The 18,545-nt window shown below is 31.5% G+C and carries 18 protein-coding genes and 1 other RNA gene; 8 read left to right on the forward strand and 11 right to left on the reverse strand.

What is annotated here, in order from left to right; all coding sequences use genetic code 11:
- Positions 1-59 precede the first annotated feature (59 nt).
- The 7 genes from ymfI to ANASTE_RS07105 form a co-directional block, all read right to left on the reverse strand.
- Positions 60-797 (reverse strand): elongation factor P 5-aminopentanone reductase, encoded by a 738-nt coding sequence (ymfI, locus tag ANASTE_RS07075; protein WP_007050302.1) that lies wholly within the window; start codon positions 795-797, stop codon positions 60-62.
- 1 nt (position 798) lies between these two features.
- Positions 799-2,148: a phosphoglucosamine mutase gene (gene glmM / locus ANASTE_RS07080; RefSeq protein ID WP_007050303.1), complete on the reverse strand. Its 1,350-nt coding sequence runs from the start codon at positions 2,146-2,148 to the stop codon at positions 799-801.
- 21 nt (positions 2,149-2,169) lie between these two features.
- A complete protein-coding gene (locus ANASTE_RS07085; protein ID WP_007050304.1) occupies positions 2,170-3,741 on the reverse strand; it encodes an NAD(P)/FAD-dependent oxidoreductase in 1,572 nt (523 codons plus the stop codon).
- Positions 3,742-3,743: 2 nt separating this feature from the next.
- Complete coding sequence (locus ANASTE_RS07090) at positions 3,744-4,967, reverse strand: CdaR family protein (protein WP_007050305.1); 1,224 nt, start codon at positions 4,965-4,967, stop codon at positions 3,744-3,746.
- Positions 4,954-5,814 carry a diadenylate cyclase CdaA gene (cdaA, locus tag ANASTE_RS07095; protein WP_007050306.1) on the reverse strand — a complete coding sequence of 287 codons (861 nt, stop codon included), beginning with the start codon at positions 5,812-5,814 and terminating at the stop codon, positions 4,954-4,956. The genes ANASTE_RS07090 and cdaA overlap by 14 nt, the downstream gene beginning before the upstream one ends.
- 265 nt (positions 5,815-6,079) lie before the next feature.
- The gene (locus ANASTE_RS07100) at positions 6,080-6,730 is read right to left on the reverse strand and encodes a hypothetical protein (RefSeq protein WP_007050307.1); all 651 of its coding nucleotides are present in this window, start codon (positions 6,728-6,730) and stop codon (positions 6,080-6,082) included.
- Positions 6,731-6,816: 86 nt separating this feature from the next.
- Positions 6,817-8,076 (reverse strand): hypothetical protein, encoded by a 1,260-nt coding sequence (locus tag ANASTE_RS07105; RefSeq protein ID WP_007050308.1) that lies wholly within the window; start codon positions 8,074-8,076, stop codon positions 6,817-6,819.
- A gap of 118 nt (positions 8,077-8,194) precedes the next feature.
- Here ANASTE_RS07105 and ANASTE_RS07110 point away from each other — a divergent pair, with 118 nt between their 5' ends.
- From ANASTE_RS07110 to ANASTE_RS07125, 4 genes are all read left to right on the forward strand, one after another.
- A complete protein-coding gene (locus ANASTE_RS07110; protein ID WP_007050309.1) occupies positions 8,195-8,893 on the forward strand; it encodes a glycerophosphodiester phosphodiesterase in 699 nt (232 codons plus the stop codon).
- Entirely contained in the window at positions 8,894-9,409 is a 516-nt protein-coding gene (locus ANASTE_RS07115) for a DUF4358 domain-containing protein (protein WP_007050310.1), read from the forward strand. It begins immediately after the preceding gene.
- An 85-nt stretch (positions 9,410-9,494) separates the two neighbouring features.
- Positions 9,495-10,094, forward strand: coding sequence for a TetR/AcrR family transcriptional regulator (locus tag ANASTE_RS07120; RefSeq protein ID WP_198004108.1), 600 nt, complete (start codon positions 9,495-9,497; stop codon positions 10,092-10,094).
- Complete coding sequence (locus tag ANASTE_RS07125; protein ID WP_007050312.1) at positions 10,084-10,908, forward strand: CPBP family intramembrane glutamic endopeptidase; 825 nt, start codon at positions 10,084-10,086, stop codon at positions 10,906-10,908. Before ANASTE_RS07120 ends, ANASTE_RS07125 begins: the two co-directional genes overlap by 11 nt.
- A gap of 56 nt (positions 10,909-10,964) precedes the next feature.
- On the opposite strand, the gene ANASTE_RS07130 is transcribed toward ANASTE_RS07125, so the two are convergent.
- Positions 10,965-12,398 (reverse strand): 3D domain-containing protein, encoded by a 1,434-nt coding sequence (locus ANASTE_RS07130; protein WP_007050313.1) that lies wholly within the window; start codon positions 12,396-12,398, stop codon positions 10,965-10,967.
- Positions 12,399-12,583: 185 nt separating this feature from the next.
- Between ANASTE_RS07130 and ffs the strand changes: the two genes are divergently transcribed.
- The 4 genes from ffs to ANASTE_RS07145 all read left to right on the forward strand — a co-directional run bounded on the left by ffs (position 12,584) and on the right by ANASTE_RS07145 (position 15,148).
- Positions 12,584-12,849: signal recognition particle sRNA large type (gene ffs, locus ANASTE_RS11750), an RNA gene on the forward strand.
- A gap of 25 nt (positions 12,850-12,874) precedes the next feature.
- Positions 12,875-13,801: a DMT family transporter gene (locus ANASTE_RS07135; protein ID WP_007050314.1), complete on the forward strand. Its 927-nt coding sequence runs from the start codon at positions 12,875-12,877 to the stop codon at positions 13,799-13,801.
- A 136-nt stretch (positions 13,802-13,937) separates the two neighbouring features.
- On the forward strand, positions 13,938-14,465 hold the full coding sequence (locus tag ANASTE_RS07140; protein WP_007050315.1) for a VanZ family protein: 528 nt from the start codon (positions 13,938-13,940) through the stop codon (positions 14,463-14,465).
- Positions 14,466-14,518: 53 nt separating this feature from the next.
- Complete coding sequence (locus ANASTE_RS07145) at positions 14,519-15,148, forward strand: VanZ family protein (protein WP_007050316.1); 630 nt, start codon at positions 14,519-14,521, stop codon at positions 15,146-15,148.
- A 181-nt stretch (positions 15,149-15,329) separates the two neighbouring features.
- On the opposite strand, the gene ANASTE_RS07150 is transcribed toward ANASTE_RS07145, so the two are convergent.
- The 3 genes from ANASTE_RS07150 to ANASTE_RS11960 all read right to left on the reverse strand — a co-directional run bounded on the left by ANASTE_RS07150 (position 15,330) and on the right by ANASTE_RS11960 (position 18,483).
- Positions 15,330-17,075: an NADH-dependent [FeFe] hydrogenase, group A6 gene (locus ANASTE_RS07150; RefSeq protein ID WP_007050317.1), complete on the reverse strand. Its 1,746-nt coding sequence runs from the start codon at positions 17,073-17,075 to the stop codon at positions 15,330-15,332.
- Between the two features lie 16 nt (positions 17,076-17,091).
- The gene (locus tag ANASTE_RS07155) at positions 17,092-18,165 is read right to left on the reverse strand and encodes an NADH-ubiquinone oxidoreductase-F iron-sulfur binding region domain-containing protein (protein WP_007050318.1); all 1,074 of its coding nucleotides are present in this window, start codon (positions 18,163-18,165) and stop codon (positions 17,092-17,094) included.
- Positions 18,166-18,312: 147 nt separating this feature from the next.
- Complete coding sequence (locus ANASTE_RS11960; RefSeq protein WP_007050320.1) at positions 18,313-18,483, reverse strand: hypothetical protein; 171 nt, start codon at positions 18,481-18,483, stop codon at positions 18,313-18,315.
- Positions 18,484-18,545: the final 62 nt, after the last annotated feature.

Below are 18,545 nucleotides of genomic sequence, written 5' to 3' on the forward strand. Positions count from 1 at the left end.
TAACACATTTTTGATATTACAATAAAATATACACTTTATAATGACCATTGTCAAATTGATTATAATATAAATCCGCCGTCCACACTTATAACTTGTCCAGTTATAAAAGACGCTTTATCACTTGCTAAAAATACTGCCATATTTGCAACATCTTCCGGTTTTCCAAGTCTACCGATCGGAGTCTCTTTAGATAATATTTTTAAATCCTCATCGGAAAGATTATTATTCATTTTTGTATCAATTACTCCGGGTGCTATCACATTGACATTTATATTGCTCGGCCCGACTTCTTTGGAAAGAGCCTTGCTCATACCAATCAAAGCAGCTTTTGAAGCGGAGTAAGCAACTTCCATACTGGCTCCGCTTATCCCCCACATTGAAGAAATATTTATTATATTTCCTTTTTTCCTATTTATCATATTTGGAATAAATGCTTTTGATAACATAAATGCACTTTTTACATTTATATTGAAAACATTATCCCATTCCTCTAAACTCGTTTCGTCAAAAAATCTAATTAAACTGATTCCCGCATTGTTTATTAAAACATCTATATTTTCAATATTACTTTTTATCTCATTAATAACATTATTTATCTCTTTTATATCCGTAAAATCGGCTTTTAAAGGTAATATCTTTATATCCTTACTATTATGAACTTTAATAAAATCATCTATGGATTTTTGATTTCTATTATATAACAGTACTAAATCATAATTTTCATTATAAAAAGCATGAGCAAGGGAAATACCTATATCACCGCTTGCTCCGCTTATTACTGCAGTTTTATTTGACATATCAAACTAATCTTTCTTCAATCAATTTAGCAAGTACAGTCGCATCCTTCTTGATTTCATCCTGATTTTCACCTTCAATCATAACTCTGACCAAAGGTTCTGTTCCGCTTGTTCTGATAAGGACCCTGCCGTTTCCCGCATATTTCTCTTCTATCTTTTTAATAGCAGACACTATAACATCATCTTTATCATAATCATTCTTTTTGTCGTTATTTACAGTTGCATTTACCAGTACCTGAGGATAAATAACCAAATCTTTTGTAAGCTCCGTTACATTCTTACCATATTCTTTCGCCGCTTTACAAACAAGCAAAGCTGTAGCTATTCCGTCGCCGGTAGAATTTATATCAGAGATAATGACATGACCAGATTGCTCTCCGCCGATATTATATCCTTCTTCCAACATTCTTTCCACAACGTATCTGTCACCGACCCCGGTTTCACTGATATTTATGCCTTTAGCCTTCAAAGCTTTTTTTACGCCAAGATTACTCATTACCGTAAGAACTAAAGTATCCTTATTCAATTTGCCTTTATCCTTTAAATAACAGCTTAAGAGGTACATTATCTTATCTCCGTCAAATTCCTTACCTTTGTCGTCTACAAAAATGACTCTATCACCGTCGCCGTCAAAAGCTATCCCAAAATCAGCATTGGTCTCCAAAACTTTACTTGATAAGTTCTTAACACTTGTGGAACCGCATTTATTATTGATATTTACTCCATTAGGATCGTTTGCGATCAAGACAGCATTGGCACCTAGTTTTTTAAAGATTTCCGGTCCGACTTTATATGTAGCACCGTTTGCTAAATCCAATACGATATTAAGACCTTCCAAAGAATCTATATTTAATTTAGATAATAAATATTTTATATAAATATCTCCCGGATAAGCAATTTTAGTTTCTCTTCCTACTTTATCTCCGACAATATTCCTGTCTCTTACTTTGTCGAATATATATCGTTCTATCTCATCTTCCACTTCATCCGGAAGTTTATGCCCCGTCTTACTGAAGAACTTTATTCCGTTATATTCATATGGATTATGAGAAGCGGAAATAACTATACCGCTGTCGGCATTGAACTCTTTAACTAAAACGGAAACAGCAGGTGTTGGTATGATACCTGCATTTAAAACATTTCCTCCTGCAGACATTATCCCGCTTACTAATCCGGCATAAATCATGTCTCCTGAAATCCTTGTATCCATACCTACCACAAAAGTAGGTGCTTTATCATTATCCTTTGTTAATTTTATTGTAGCCGCATATCCTATTTTGTGCGCCAATTTGGATGTCAACTGCGTATTTGCTACCCCTCTTACTCCGTCTGTTCCAAATAATCTTCCCATATAATTTCCTCCTATGTAATATTAATTTTCGTTTATGGCAAGTGCGGCTTTTATCCCATCCACTGCGCTTGATAATATACCTCCGGCATATCCTGCGCCTTCACCAATAGGATAAAGCCCCTTTATATTTTCACTTTCTAATGTATTTTTATCTCTTAAAATCCTTACGGGAGAAGAGGTCCTCGTTTCTACTCCGGTAATTATCCCGTTATAAAATGTTTCAAAAAAATTATTAAATGAAATCAAAGAATTTTTTATTGCATTATTTAAATTTTCGGGTAGAAGCTGATTCAAATCGCTTTCTTTTACTCCCGGTAAATAGCTCGGTTTGACATTTGTCTTTCCTTTTAAGCCTAAAAAATCATATATACTCATATATGGTGCTTTATAGTCGCTTCCGCCCATTTCATAAGCTTTTCTTTCTAAATCTTCCTGAAATTTTATTCCTGAAAATAGGTCGTTTCCATAGTCATTTTCATTCACATTTACAACGATAGCGGAATTGGTGTTTATCATATTCCTGCTTCTGAAGCTCATACCGTTTGTAACTACCTGTCCCTTTGAGCTTGCTCCCGCAACAACTACACCTCCCGGACAGTTACAAAAAGAATAAACACCCTTTTTGGTTTCTTCATCATGATATGTAAGATTATAGTCAGCAGCCCCCAAAACTTTATGTCCGGCATAATCACTGTAGCAACATCTGTCTATATCCTCTCTTAAATGTTCTACCCTAAATCCCAAAGCAAAAGATTTACTTACCATACTTACATTATGTTTATGTAACATCTTAAATGTATCTCTTGCACCGTTACCGATTCCCATGATAACTACATCGGAAAGAAACTCATCTTTATCATTAACTACGACACCTTTAACTTTATCATTATCTACAATAATATCGGTTACAGTTGATGAAAATTTAAACTCTCCTCCATAGTATTCTATCAAAGCTTTTAAATCATCGACTATTGTTCTGAGTTTATCCGTTCCGAGATGAGGTTTATTTAAATATTTTATTTCTCTTGGAGCTCCGCAGCTTATAAAAGTATCTAAAACTTCATTTTTAAGCGGACTTTTGATCCTTGAATTAATTTTTCCGTCAGAGAATGTCCCTGCCCCGCCTAAACCGAATTGAACATTTGAATTTTCATCAAGAACCGCATTATCGAAGAAATCCTTTACTGTTCCGACTCTGTCTTTTATTTCTTCGCCTCTTTCAAAAATAATAGGTTTATACCCCATCTTAGCAAGATAAAGTGCGGCAAATAATCCGCTTGGACCGCTTCCCACTATAATAGGTTTTATTTCTTTATTCTTATTATAATTGATTAAATTCTCTTTTTTATTTTCATATACGCTTACCTTAAAACTTCTTGCTTTTGGTTTTGTCGGATACGAAAGTACAACGGAATAAACATAGAAAATCCCGTCAGTATTCCTTTTTCTTGCGTCTAGCGATTTCCTTATGATTTTTAAATCCTTAACCTTTTGTTCGGTAAGTTTAAGTTTATTGATTATTACTTCTCTCTCTCCGCTATGAGTTAGACTTTCTATATTTATTTTTATATTTTCAATTAAATATTTTCTCACTATTATATTTGTCCTTTTGTTATTTTTACGCTTACTGTATTTTTACTTACACTTTGAATTTTTACGCCGTCAGGTAATCCCTGGGTACTGATTTTTATTGCAACAGAATGAGTTCCTTCCGTCAATCCCGATAAATCAAGTGAGCCAACAAGGTTTTTTTCGCTTATTTCATTCAATAAAGCATTGTCCCCCGAAAGTAAAACACCGACTTTGTCATCGATCACTTCTGCACTGAGTCCGTCAGGTAGATTATCAAAAGTAAACGATGTTATATATATTGTTTTTTGTTTATCTCTGTCAACAGCAACACTGACATCCACGGTATCCTTCGAATCCACTACATGAACTCCTTCAGGCAAAACTAAATTCAGCTTCTTATCAATTGAAGAAGTTATATCTGATAAATCCAAAACTTCGGTATTTACTGTTTCGATTGAGTTCAATACATCTTCAGGACCTGAAATTGTTACTTTAGTTTTATTAGGAGTTATACTTGTAATTTTATAGCCGTCTTTAGACTTCCCTTTCGTTTTTACCTTTATATCAACGTCTTTGGTCCTCCCTATATTTACATTAACGCTCGTAGTTTTAGGAGATAAATCGACATCTTTTATTTTTTTACCATTCTCATCGACAGCATATAAATTAACATTTGAAGTAAAATCTTCGCTTCTGTTATAAACATCTACCGTACCGACAATGGCTTTTACTTTGTCTACACTGTTTGAAGGTCCCGATATATGCACACTGTCTACACTGGAAGAAAGGGATAGGACACTATACCCTTTCTTAAGTTCTCCGGTCTGCTTAATCAATGGGATACTTATGTCTTTATTACCCATTTTATCAACCGTTACCTTTACAACATTAGGAGATTGATCAACAACGGTAACATCACTTGGGATACCTTTAATATTTATATTTAAAGTATAGGTCCCTTCTGAAGAAATATCTTTTAAATCCACACTTGCATGGATATTTTGACTATTCATACTTTTTACCAAAGAGCCTTTTCCGTATACTTTTATACTTTCAATCTTTTCTTTTGATAATTTTACTACAAAATCATTTTGATCTAAATTATTTGTATTTGTAATTGCGATAGGAATATCCTCTATCCTGCTATAAGCCATATTATCACCGTCACTCGTAGCATATGCCCATAAAAGTAAAGCTAAAAGAAAAGAAATCAATAATGTCATTATTGTGCTATTATTTTTTCCCATCACTGTTTTTTCTCCTTAGTATTTTAGATTTACCATTTTTATGAGAAGGTTCTTTTATCAATATTTCAGTCAATATTCTCCTTATTCCTCTTTCTCCTACAAATCTTGAAAGTTTACCCCCTATAGCATAAGAGATAACTCCGTTTTCTTCGGAAACCATGAGTGATACACAGTCTGAATGTTCGCTTATACCGATACCAGCACGATGCCTTGTTCCTATACTGGTAGAAAGATTTTTGTTTTGTGACAATGGAAGAAGACAAGCGGCTGCTCTTATCCTAAGGGTTTCGCTGTTTATTATAACGGCTCCGTCATGAAGCGGTGTAGCATACTGAAATATATTATTTAATAGTTCCGTACTTAGTAAACTATCAAGTTTGACTCCAGTTTCAACCACATCATCAAGCGGAACTTGTCTTTCGATTACAACAAGTAAACCGGTCTTGGTTTTTGATAATGCACTTACACTCTCAACTATTTGATCCACGGCAACGCTTGGAGAATCCAAATCCTTTTCCATAAATATATCTTTTAAATGTTTAACATTTGTTTTACCGATAGTTTCAAGCATTTTTCTAAGCTCAGGCTGAAACATTATCAGTAATGCCAGTAATCCAACGGTAATTATATTTTTAAATACAAAATTAACGGTAACCAACCCGATCCAGTCACTGACTTGGGTTATTACCAAAATTATGATTATTCCCTTTGCTACCTGCTCCGCTTGAGTTCCTTTTATTAGCCTAATAATAGCATATATAATAAAAGTCATTATAAGAATATCGATCGCCGATAATATAGTAAAAGATTGAAATATCTGATTAAAAAAAGATGTTATCTGAGACATTCTATTTACCTTACCTCATTTTTATATTAATATCACTTAGTAAATGAATACTTACATTAAATATTTATCATTATTTAAATATTATTATTCCCAACAAATAACAATTTAATATTTTTAATTATACTAAGAAAACTAAACAAAAGTTTAAGCTATATTATTTATTATACATTATTTTAGAAAAAATGCTAAAATTTAATTAAATATTAATATAAAAATAACATAATAAAAAAAGTCCCTTTGAAATCAAAGAGACTTTTTAATGTCATTATCTTATATCAAACAAATTTAAAACATCATCGGTTATATCTCTTAAATCATTTCCGATAACGTTAACTAAAGAAGTGTATCCGTTAACTTTATCAGAAAAGTACACATTTTTTACTTGAGGGTATTTTTCTTTAATGATGTTTCCGATTTTTGCTTTTTTCTTAGTCGATAAGCTATTTGCGCCTGCTTGTGTTTTTACTCCGCAGTATGCTTTGTTATCTATTATTACAACTTTTACATCACTGATTCCGGAAATCTTTTTGATTTCACTGTATGCAGCGTTACCTTCCTGCTTATGCTTAGCAGTTGATGATGAATTATAATATCCGGTATCATTAGAGGTATACTGTCTGTACATTCCGCTGTAATCAAATTGATATGGTGTTAACGAAGAATCATTCTTTGTTACATTATCATTTCCGTCGGTAACATTTTCAGCACCGTTCCTTACATCATCCGCAGCATTATCCACACCGTTTCTTACATCATTACCTATATTTTCGGCACCGTTTTTCACATCGTCCGCAGCGTTTTCAACAGCATTGTCATTATTCTTGGTAGTATCGGTATTACCCACATTACCGCAGCCTGCAAAAGTCGATAGCATCATAAATGAAGCTAAAGCTATAGTCATTATTTTTTTATTCATTTATAATCCTCCTTTCTATATTATTATTTAAAAAGAAGGATTTTTATATGCTGGTAATAACTTGATTATAAAGTATTATTTGTATATTAAAGAAGGCATATTTTACCTGTTTTTTCACTTATATACATAAGCCAGTATCCAAAACCGTCATAAGCACTCGGCTCATAATAAATAAATCCAGTTGAGCCTAAAAACGGCTGTGTCTTATCATTTTTACTTCCCAAAATCCCGTAAACATAATACTTTATTTCTCCGTCTTCGAATAGTTTTCCAAAAATCCAATTAGGTAAAATCGCGTTTTCCAGTTCTAAATTTTTATATCCCATATAAGGATATAGCATAGGCATTACAAAACCATTATATATAATGTTGATATCATTTAATCTTTCATCTGTTTCATCAACGATAAAAAATTTATGATCTCCCTCCACTTTAGGAAGATTATCTACTTGAAATTCCTCCATAATGTCTTCTACCAAAACATCATTTGCATTTATAACTACTTTTGGAACTTCTTCTTTTTCTAATTCAGTTTTTTCTTCAACAAACTCAAATTCATCATTTTTTTTCTCATTAGAATTATCATCACTGATATTATCTATGGCAGCTTCAAATTCATGATTGTCGTCATCTGAATTATCTTTGTTTTTTGGTGAAAAAATTTCAAATAATCCTCTTAATGCTTCGACATCCTCTTCAGTATTTCGAACTTCATTTTCTAAAGAAATATTTTTTTTCATATCTTTTTCGGTGATAGGACTGTTTATTTCTTCGTTTATAATTTCATATTTTTTATCTATAACTTTTTCCTCTTTAAAATCAGTTATTTCTTCTTTTTCGAAACTTTCGTCTTCATTTTCATAAATTTCATTTTTGATTTCTTCTTTGACTTCTTCTATGTTATTATTATTCTCGTTTTTTTCTTCTTTTATTATCGTTATATCTTCTTTTACGATTTCTTTTTCATCGTTTATAGTTTCATTATTTTTTAAAAAAGGGATTTCAATTTCCTTTTCTTCTTCCGAGTTTTCAATCTCTTCCTCTTTAACATACTCAAACAAAACATCTCCGGAATAAATATCAACTATTTCTATTTTATCGAAGGTTTTGACTTTTTCTTTTTCAACATTTATTTTTTTATTTTCCGATTTTAAACTCTTAACTTCAAATATAGCAGAAGTATATTCTTTAGTATTCATTATAAATACCACCGCATATTCGCTGACAGGCAAATTCTCCAATTTTAAATTTATTTCAAAAGTATCATTTTTTTCTTTTATATCACAAATCAAATTCGCACTGTTATTTCCAAGGTTAACAAACTCTTTATTTACTAAATCTATCATATTCTCCTCCTACTTACTTATAATTATTTATATTCCATTAAATATAAATTATGAAAACATTAAACCTATTTACTTTACCTCTTAAGTAATATATATTAGAGCAAAGAAGGTGAATAATATGTCAAAAATATGCGCACATAGAGGAATGCTAAAACAAAAGACAGAAAATACAATAAGTTCGTTTAAAGAAGCTATGAAATATGATATAGACAGTATCGAACTTGATGTACATTTAACAAAAGATAATAAGTTAGTGGTTTTTCATGACTTCACACTGGAAAGAATGTGTGATATCAATGAATATATAGGAGAACTTACATATGACGAAATCAAAAAAATCAAAATAAATAATGAAGATAATATACCTCTGTTTGAAGAGGTACTTGATTTATTTACCGATACTGATATAAACTTAAACGTAGAATTAAAAAGCTCTTCATACCTTTATAATGATATTGAACACAAAACAGTAAATATGATAAAGGATTATAATATGGAAGACTATACCATATTTTCTTCATTCGACCACAGAGCACTTAAAAATATAAAAGAAATAGATAAAACATTAAAAGTCGGAGCATTATATGAAGGCTTTTTTGAAAATATAATAAATTATGCAAAAGAAAATAGCTTTGACGCCATACATCCACAATTTTTATGCATTGATGAAAATATAATGGATAAAGCGAGAGAATGTAATATTGAAGTAAATTGTTATACTATTAATACTTTAAGAGAATATAATTATATTAAAAATTTAAATGTTGATACTATTATAACTAATATCGCCGATGAAATTTTAAAACGAGGGGAATAAATGAAAAGAAGAATAGCTATTTTATCAATAGTCACTATATTTTGTGCTACATTATTTATGGGATGCGGTAAAAAAGAATATATAACTACTTTAAATCTCAGAAAGACAGCTAATATAATAGAGGAACTTACATATGAAAAGGATAATAAAAATGTTCCAATATTTTATAATATGACTTCTCCGAACGAGAAAGAAATCAATAAAATCTATAAAATAGACGAAAGCATGTTAGAAGAACTGATAATAAGACAATCCGCATTGAGGACAAAAAGCAATCTATATATACTTGCAAAAGTAAAGCCGGATAAAAAAGAAGAAGTTAAAAAATCCATAGATAATTATATGATCGGATATGAAAATACGTGGAAAGGTCAAAATCAGACAGAATATAATTTAGTGGTAAACAGAAGCTATTATGAAAACAACAATTATTTGATATATGTTATATCATATGATAATAACAAAGTTATAGATGCTTTCACATCATCTTTTGAAGAAAAAGAAGTATCAAAGTAAAGGGATAGATTATTCTATCCTTTTTTATTTATTATTTTTAATTGACAAAATGACACTAATGTCATATGATTAATTTATGACATTAGTGTCATTTTATTACAGGAGGAATATAATGAGCAAATCAGAGGATAAAAAACAATTTATAGTTGATAATGCGATTGAGGTATTTAAAGAAAAGGGGTTTAAAGATGTAACCATGAAAGATATTATTGATAGATGTAATATCAGCAGAGGCGGTATATATCTATATTTTAAAAATACACAAGAAATTTTTGAAGAGGTCATAAAAAAAGAAGAAAATAATGATAAATCTTTACTTTTAATATCTCAAAATTTATCAAATTTAGATATAATAAAATATTTTCTTGAAGAAGTAAAAAAAGAACTTCTTAATAAAAATAACAACTTAATAGTAGCTACATACGAATATATATTTTATAAATTTAATAATAAAGAAAATTTAAATCTAAGTAAAAAATACAGCATAGCTTATGAAACACTATATAAAATTATTCAAAATGGAATCAAAAATAAAGAATTCAAGGTGGAAATAAACAAAACAATAAATCATATAATTTTCCTTCTTGAAGGACTTAGAATCTCAAGTTTAGTAATACCATTAAATGAAAAAATAATTGATGAACAAATAGAAAATATATTGAGAGATTTTAAAATTGAAAAATAAAAAAATCATGAAAACGATTCTTTTATTATTTTTTATTTGTTCAGCTGTGGAATATATAGAATTTTTATTCATAAGAACAGATATGACTTTTATAGCGGACAATATCATAACCAAGATATTCATAGTCTTTATATTATTTATTTCACTGAAAAGTTTCCAGCTTAAATTTTCAGATATAGGATTTAAATTTAAAGGAATACTAAAAGGAATAATTTATGGAATATCTTTGGGAATAATAACTTTTACCATTTCATATTTTATAGAAATACTGATATTAACGGTAAATGGACATAGCCCTTCCATAAAATTTTTTATTACAAATTTCGCACTGACTGGTGCATCTAACAGTCTTAATGCGTCGTTAACCGCCGTTATGATATGTATAGTAGTAAATATACTAAATGCAGCTGCGGAAGAAGGACTGTTTAGAGGATTGTTCCTTAACCTGGGACAAAAAAAATATTCTTGCAAAACTGCAAATTATATCCAGGCACTGCTATTTGGGATATGGCATTTTGTCATGGTTGCGGTGAGTCTATATGATAAAACGATGAATTTACAGACAGCTGTAGTAATGGGGATAGGCTATATAGTACTTGCGGGAATACTCGGAATAGAATGGGGACTTTGTGTTTCAATGACGGGTACACTATGGATAAATATGTCCGAACATTTCTTTAATAACTTTATATCAAATACTATCCATGTAGTATCATCTACTGGAATAGACGAACTACAAATCATAAGGATTGTAATGTCAAATATATTATCACTGATAATAGTAATAGCAGTCAGTAAAATAGTAAAAAAGTGAAAATCAAAGTCACATTAAATAAAACAAAACACATTGGATATCCAATGTGTTATATTTTATTTAAGTATGTATGCGTCCATTGTCCTTCTTCCAAAAGCCAATGCTTCCGAGTGAGAAGAGAAGTAAATATCAATCCTTCCCGAAGTTATAGCCCCTCCTCTGTCTTCAACAGTGTATATACCTCCGTTAGGTCTGTTTGCCATAGATGGGAAATAAACCTTGGTCCCGAAAGGAAGTCCGCTCCAAGCCGCTATTGTCCTGTTCGCAGTGGCATATGTACCGCTTGCGGTTCTTCCGGTAGATTTACCGCAGCACACCGCACATCCACAGTAAGCTGTAACGTTAACTGTTATCTTTTGATTGTACTTAACCGGAGCCTTTCCGTCTGCATCAGGAAGCATTATGGTATCATCGGAATCTTTCGCTACTTCAACGATTTTGTTTTGAACCGGTTTAACCACTGTCTTAGTCAAATGAGTTGTGTTAACGACTTTTCCCTTGGAATTCGTAGTCACAACGCTTATAAAACTAAGTTTACCGTTTTGTCCTTCCTTTACTACTTTTTCATCTTCGCCGTCAAGAGTATCTACTTCTTTATAAACAGTTTTATATTTTACTTTTTGTGTCTTGTTGACAAGTTTTTGATTTTTATCAAGTACCGCATATACTGAAGTATTCTTATGCTTTATGGAAGATACTTTTTTATTTTTATCTACTTTAAAATTTGCCTGCTTGACAATATCTTTTTTATTTGTCAGTCCGGTATCGACTTTTACTATTTTCTTACCATTGGTAACCAAAACTTTATCCGCACTTGTAATATTTATAACGTCATTATTTTTAAGTTCCGCATCTAAGGGTTTTGATATGGTATCTTTGCTTGATGGCGAAATACCTGCTTTTGCAAGAGCCTGTGACGTAGTCAAAGTACCTATTTGTTTTACACTTACGGGTTTTTCATCATCCACGATTATACTTATGTTAAGAGTAGACATATTTATAAGAAGTGCGGAAAGACCGACCATAGCGGTTATAAAAAAGCAAATGCAAATAGGTATCAATTTTTTATTTAAATAATCTTTTGCTTTTTTCTTATTAGCATTTTCATCTACTTCTTCGGCTTCATCCATTTTATCCAAATGCTCCAAAGCTTCGATAACATCCATATTTTCTTCTTCGATAAGTTTTTTTGCCTTAAGAGTATCATCGTCTATTTCTTCGTTCACAGATACTCTCTCTTTTCCCTCATCAAATGATTCTTTCGATATTATACTTTCATCTTTTGAAGAAACATTATCGTCATATGCTTTATCTAAATCAACATCTTTATTTGTTTCTTCGATATCAACTAAATCATTCAATTTTTCGTCTTCAATATCTTGAATATTTTCTGTTTCGGATTTTATTTCATTTATACTATTTTCATTAATGTCTTTTTCCGATTTTGATTTTTTTATAGTATTTAATTTTTCTAAAAGTTTATTTTTCATACTACAATAATCACATCCTTTAAAGATTTATAGTATTTAAAATATACCTTAAATAAAGTATTTTGTCAAATTTTGAAGAACGATTGTGGAATGTAATTTTTGCCACCACAATATACAGTGGAGTATAAAAATATCCTTTATTTTACTTGACTTAAGAGAAGAAAAAATCTATAATTTATAACTAGCTACACTAGGTGGGGAGTTAGCGGTGCCCTGTACTTGCAATCCGCTGCAGCAAGACTGAATTCCCACTTTGAGGCTGGTAAAATTAAGGTTTGCACCCATACTTGGATGTTGAGAGTTGGGCTTCGTGCAATCATACCTTACAAACTCCACCAGGTGCGAGAGCAAGCAGTGGTAAGTAAGTGCTATGATGTGCCCCGAAACTACCTGGCTTGAGTTCACTTATGGGAAAGCATTTGATTTTATCATGTCGATGGTGGGTGTGTAGCCTAAAATCATATACGAGACGGGCAATGGATAATAAAAATAAAAAATTTTACATCATATTGGTACTTTCGATCATGTTTGCCAATACTGCTGTGATTTTTACCAAGAATGCACTAAGCTTTGGTGCCATGCCGATTATAATAGGGTTCTATAGATTAGGGTTTTCAGCACTGATCGTAGTGCCTTTTGCTTTATATAAGGAAGGAAAACACTTTCTTACTTTAACGACTAAAGAAAAATTATTTAGTATGCTCGCAGGAATATTTATGGCACTACACTTTCTTTGTTATTTTTCTTCCCTTATGTACACAAACGGATTTATAGCAACCATAACAAGTGCGGTTCAGCCAATCGTTATAGCGATAGCATCCTACTTTTTATTTAAAGAAACCATAAATAATAAAAGTATTCTTGGAATGATAGCAGCAATAATAGGTATCCTCTTCATAGGGATATTTACTTATTTGAATTCAAAAGGAAATAATTCTTTCATAGGATTTATAATTTCAATGATGACGGCTTTATTCTTTTGTGCTTACTTATTATGTTCGAGAGGAGTACTTAAAAGAGTCAAAGAATATACGTTCCTTGCTATATTATTTACTACATGTGCAGTGATTTTAGGTTTGGGCGCAATAATAACAAAAACACCTTTTACCGGCTATCCGGCAATGATGTATCTAAACTGCTTCGGACTTACGTTTTTCTGCACAATACTGGGACACGCAATAATGAATATATGCGTAAAGTACGTTTCCGCAACGGTAGTAAGTGTAGTAAGTCTCACCGGACCTTTATTTTGTACCTTTTATGATTTTCTGGTATTCGGCGAAAAAGTACTTCCTTTCCAAATCATTGGAGGTCTTATCATTTTATCAGGGGTTTATTTATTCATAAAAAGTGATAAAAAAGATAAAGAGGAAACTATAGAAATAGAAAATTTATTAAATTAATAACTTAAAATGAAAAGATTTAAGCAAATTAAAGCTTAAGTCTTTTTTATATGAATTATCTTCATAATATATTAATATTTTCTAAATAATATCCTAAAAAGTTTATGCTATATTTTTGGTATAAGGAGGGAAGATCATGAAAAGCGAAAGATATGTATCCGTTTGGAAGATTTTATTATATTTGATAATAGGATTTTATATTTACTTTTTATTAAGCAATATATTATTCAAGTATGTGACGCCCGTGGGACTATTCGAAGACGGTAGATACTTCTCAAGAAGTATAAACTTGATACCATTCAACGATCTATTTGAAGGTGTATATAATAAGCTTGATATTTTTGGAAATATGATATTATTTATTCCTTTCGGATTATTTTTAAAGATCCTTTTACCGCATAATTCATTTTTTAAAAATATAGTATCATTCTCTCTCGTTAGTTTTTGTTTCGAAGCGCTTCAATATATCCTTGCAATAGGCGCAAGTGATATAACCGACATAATATATAATGTGATCGGAGGGATTTTAGGAATAGGTATATATAATTTATTAAAATCAATATTCAGAAAAGAAGGACTCACAAATAAAATTATTATAATTCTAGGAAGTATTATGATGATAATTGTTATTATACTTCTTATACTTTTAAAAGTTTATAATTAGCTTTGTTTTTATTCTTAAAAAAATTATAAAAATAAGAAAGCAGGAATTTCACTATGCAAATTCAATTAAGTTTATTTGAAGCTATTATGGATACATTATATTTAAAACCTGTATTTATTATTGGGTTATTACCAATTTGTATATTTTTATATATAGCTTTTAAAAACAACACAGAATTACCTAAGACTAAAATAATAATATGTTCTGTTTTAATGTACTATTATATATGTCTATTATTTAATAATGTTGTTGGGATACCGACACTAAAAGAATTCTTTAGATTATCGCGCTTGGGAGAACCCTTTTTCAATCCAAATATCAACTTAATCCCCTTGGATAATGGAATTGGAGCAGAATTTATACTAAATATCTTTTGCTTTGTACCTTTAGGATTTTTACTCCCAATGCTCAGTCGTTCCTACAAAAGCCCGGCAAAGGTAATATACTTTGCCTTTGGATTATCATTAATGATTGAAATAAGCCAGCTGTTTACTCTATACAGAGCAACTGATATAAATGATTTAGTTACCAATATTTTCGGAGCTGTCATCGGATATATATTATATAAATTCATTATAAAGATCAGAAGCCCCCAAAAAGCAGATGATCTTCAAAGTGATTTGACCAGAATCCTCCCGACATTAATAATAATGATTTGTTTAATATTTACATTTATAAGTTAGGTAATAAGATATAATCAAAAATTAAAACTCTTAATATGAATAAACCATTAGTTCTCTAACTTCAAATAAGTAATTATTAAGATAAATAAAATTAAATATCGATCATAATTTTAATAACAATATAATTTAATAAAATTAACAATAAAAAAGGACCTCAAATGCAAGGTCCTTAATTTTTTTATTATTTTACAAAGTCATTGCTTCTGTCTACGTATGTAGTATGAAGTATTTCATGAGCTTTATGTGAATTTGGTTTTTCCAAGAATTCTTTATATACTTTTTGAACTGATGGATTTTCATGAGATTTTCTGACAGGTCTTACATTTTTATCTTGGTTATAAAGGACTTTTGCTCTTTCCTGTGGAAGAGATAATCCTGCATTTATAAGCTGAGAATTAACGATAGGTTGTCCTCCTCCGTTTACACAGCCTCCAATACAAGCCATACATTCGATAAAGTCATAATCCGCTTCGCCTTTTTTAACTTTATCCATAAGCTTTTTAATATTTGCACCGCCGTGTACTACAGCAACTTTTATTTCTTTATCTCCGGCGGTTATAGTTGCTTCTTTAAGTCCGTCCAATCCTCTTACAGCTTCATAGTCAACATTTTCGCATACTTCGCCTGTTATGGCTTCAACGGCTGTTCTTGCAGCTGCTTCCATAACACCGCCCGTTGCACCGAAGATTACGCCTGCTCCGGAACTTTCTCCGTAGATAGGGTCGAAATCTTCATCATCCAAGTTTTTGAAGTCTATACCCGCTTCTTTTATCATTCTTGCAAGTTCTCTCGTTGTGATACATACATCGCTGTCGAATAAATCATCTTCTTTAAGTTGTTCCCTTGCTACTTCGAATTTCTTAGCAACACAAGGCATAACGCTTACCACATAAATATCTTTAGGATCAATGTTATTTACTTCTGCATAATGAGTTTTGATCAAAGCGCCTGTCATAGCCTGAGGAGATTTACACGAAGACAGGTTATCCAAAAGTTCCGGATATTCCTGTTCACACATTTTTACCCATGCAGGACAGCAGCTTGTAACCATAGGAAGAGTTCCTCCGTTTGTAACTCTGTCAACAAGTTCATAGGCTTCTTCCATAATAGTCATATCAGCACCGAAATCAGTATCGAATACTTTATCAAAGCCGAGTCTTCTCATTGAAGCAACCATTTTACCTGTAACATCTGTTCCGATTTCATATCCGAATTCTTCGCCCAAAGCGGCTCTTACCGCAGGAGCAGGCTGAACAACAACATGTTTGTTTTCATCACTTAGTGCTTCCCAAACTTCATCAACATTAACTTTTTCAGTCAATGCACCCACAGGACAGTTTATGATACATTGTCCGCAGTTTATACAATTCGTATCAGCAAGGACATCTCCTTTTACAGGTCTTGATTTAGAATCAAATCCGTTGTCTTTACCTATCAAAGCCCCGATACCTTGTATCTTAGCACAAGTATTTATACATCTTTTACAGAAAATACACTTTGATTCGTCTCTTACTACAGAAAGTGATTTATCATCATATGTATCCGAAGAAAAATCTCCTTTGAACGGAACCGTGTTTACTCCCAAGTCGTTCGCCAAAGTTTGAAGTTCACAGTTCCCGCTTCTTATACATGTCGTACAGTCTCTGTTATGGTCGGATAAAGTAAGTTCCAAAGTATTTTTTCTCGATTCTCTTACTTTAGGAGAATTCGTAAAAACTTCCATTCCTTCTTTTACAGGGAAGTTACATGCACTTCTGAGAACATCGGAACCCTTGATTTCAACAACACACATTCTGCAAGCTCCGATTTTATTATGTTCCAAGAAACATAAAGTCGGAATGTTGATACCTATTTGTCTTGCAGCTTCAAGGATAGTTGTTTTTTCTTCTACGCTAACATCAACATTATTTATTTTTAAATTTACCATTTTTTAATACTCCTAACTATTCCTTTATAAAATCGTCTCTGAAATTTTCTAAAGCCGTCAAAACAGGAACCGCACCTTTTTGACCTATAGGGCAAAGTGTACCTATGTTCATGTTCACCGCAATAGATTTTATCATATTGTAGTTTTCTTTAGTTGCATTTCCCTTTACAACTTCTTTTACCATTTCATCCATTCTCTTCGTTCCGACTTTACAAGGAAAACATTTTCCGCAGGAAACATTTAATAAAAATCCAAGATAATCAGAAATTTCTTTTGCCATATCGGTACTTTCATCCAATACTACGATAAGTGCGGTACCCCTTACCATACCGTTCATCATAAGAGACATGAAATTGATTTTTTCGTCTAATATATCACTGGATAAATATTCCCCGTAAGGAGCACCGACTTTGATTGCTTTAACTTTTCCTGTGGCTCCGCCTGCTATTTCTTCTATTAATTTTCTGTATGTAGTTCCGTCTTCGATTTCATATACGCCGGGATTTTTAACTTTTCCTCCGATAGCAACTCCCTTTAATCCTTTTGCAGGAGCAGGTTTATAACTGTTTTGTACGATTGCAACTACATTTGCAAGAAGCTGTGCATTTTCTTTTAAACCGTCTATGGATACTTTACTTACAATAATATCTTTATCGTTAAGACCAGCATTCTTCGCATCGGTTACAGCTTTATTGAGCCTATTATATGCAAGTTCATCATTTACAACGATAACACCTTTTTTAGCATTATTTACATGCATAAAAATTATCATAGCTTCCACGATCACATGAGGAGCTTCCGTTTGAACTTTTAAATCAAGAGTAGCCATAGGATCTTCCGTTTCGCATACAACGGTTTCGGCTCCGCTCCACCTATCGGCACATAGCTCATTTAATTTTTTTCTGGCTACAAGGTTTGCATCCTTAAGGATACTGATAACATCCACTTCATTATTAACAACTTTACTGCTCGCTTCATAGCCGCCGAATGCTACATAATCATCCAAACAAATCGGATTTACAGCACCGCAGTACTTATTAGCATTTTTAGTTAAATCTGCTAATACTTTTTTTGGGTCTAAATTTTCCATAACTTCCTAATTACCTCCAAGTTAATATAAGACATGTTAAAACTAATGTTTACTTCCATTTTTCCTTTTGTTACACACACCGTTATAATAACAAAATATATACTATTTTTCAACTTAATTTGACTTATGAACATAAAAAAAATCCATTTATTTTAAATGGATTTTATCATGTTCATTACTCTTTAAAATCTTATTCTCATCTTTTGGTAAATAGTACATACATTTTTCACTTAGTCCGGAAATATAAAGGGGAACTTTATATAAAGTACACATCCCGCTTTCTTGATGTTTGCAGTCCAAAGTACAGTTGATATTCATTAAAAATCTCCTAAAAAGTATTCACTATGAGTATTAACCAAAATGTGATAAAATATTTATAA

This window comes from Anaerofustis stercorihominis DSM 17244, from assembly GCF_000154825.1.
GTDB classification, from domain to species: Bacteria; Bacillota; Clostridia; order Eubacteriales; family Anaerofustaceae; genus Anaerofustis; species Anaerofustis stercorihominis.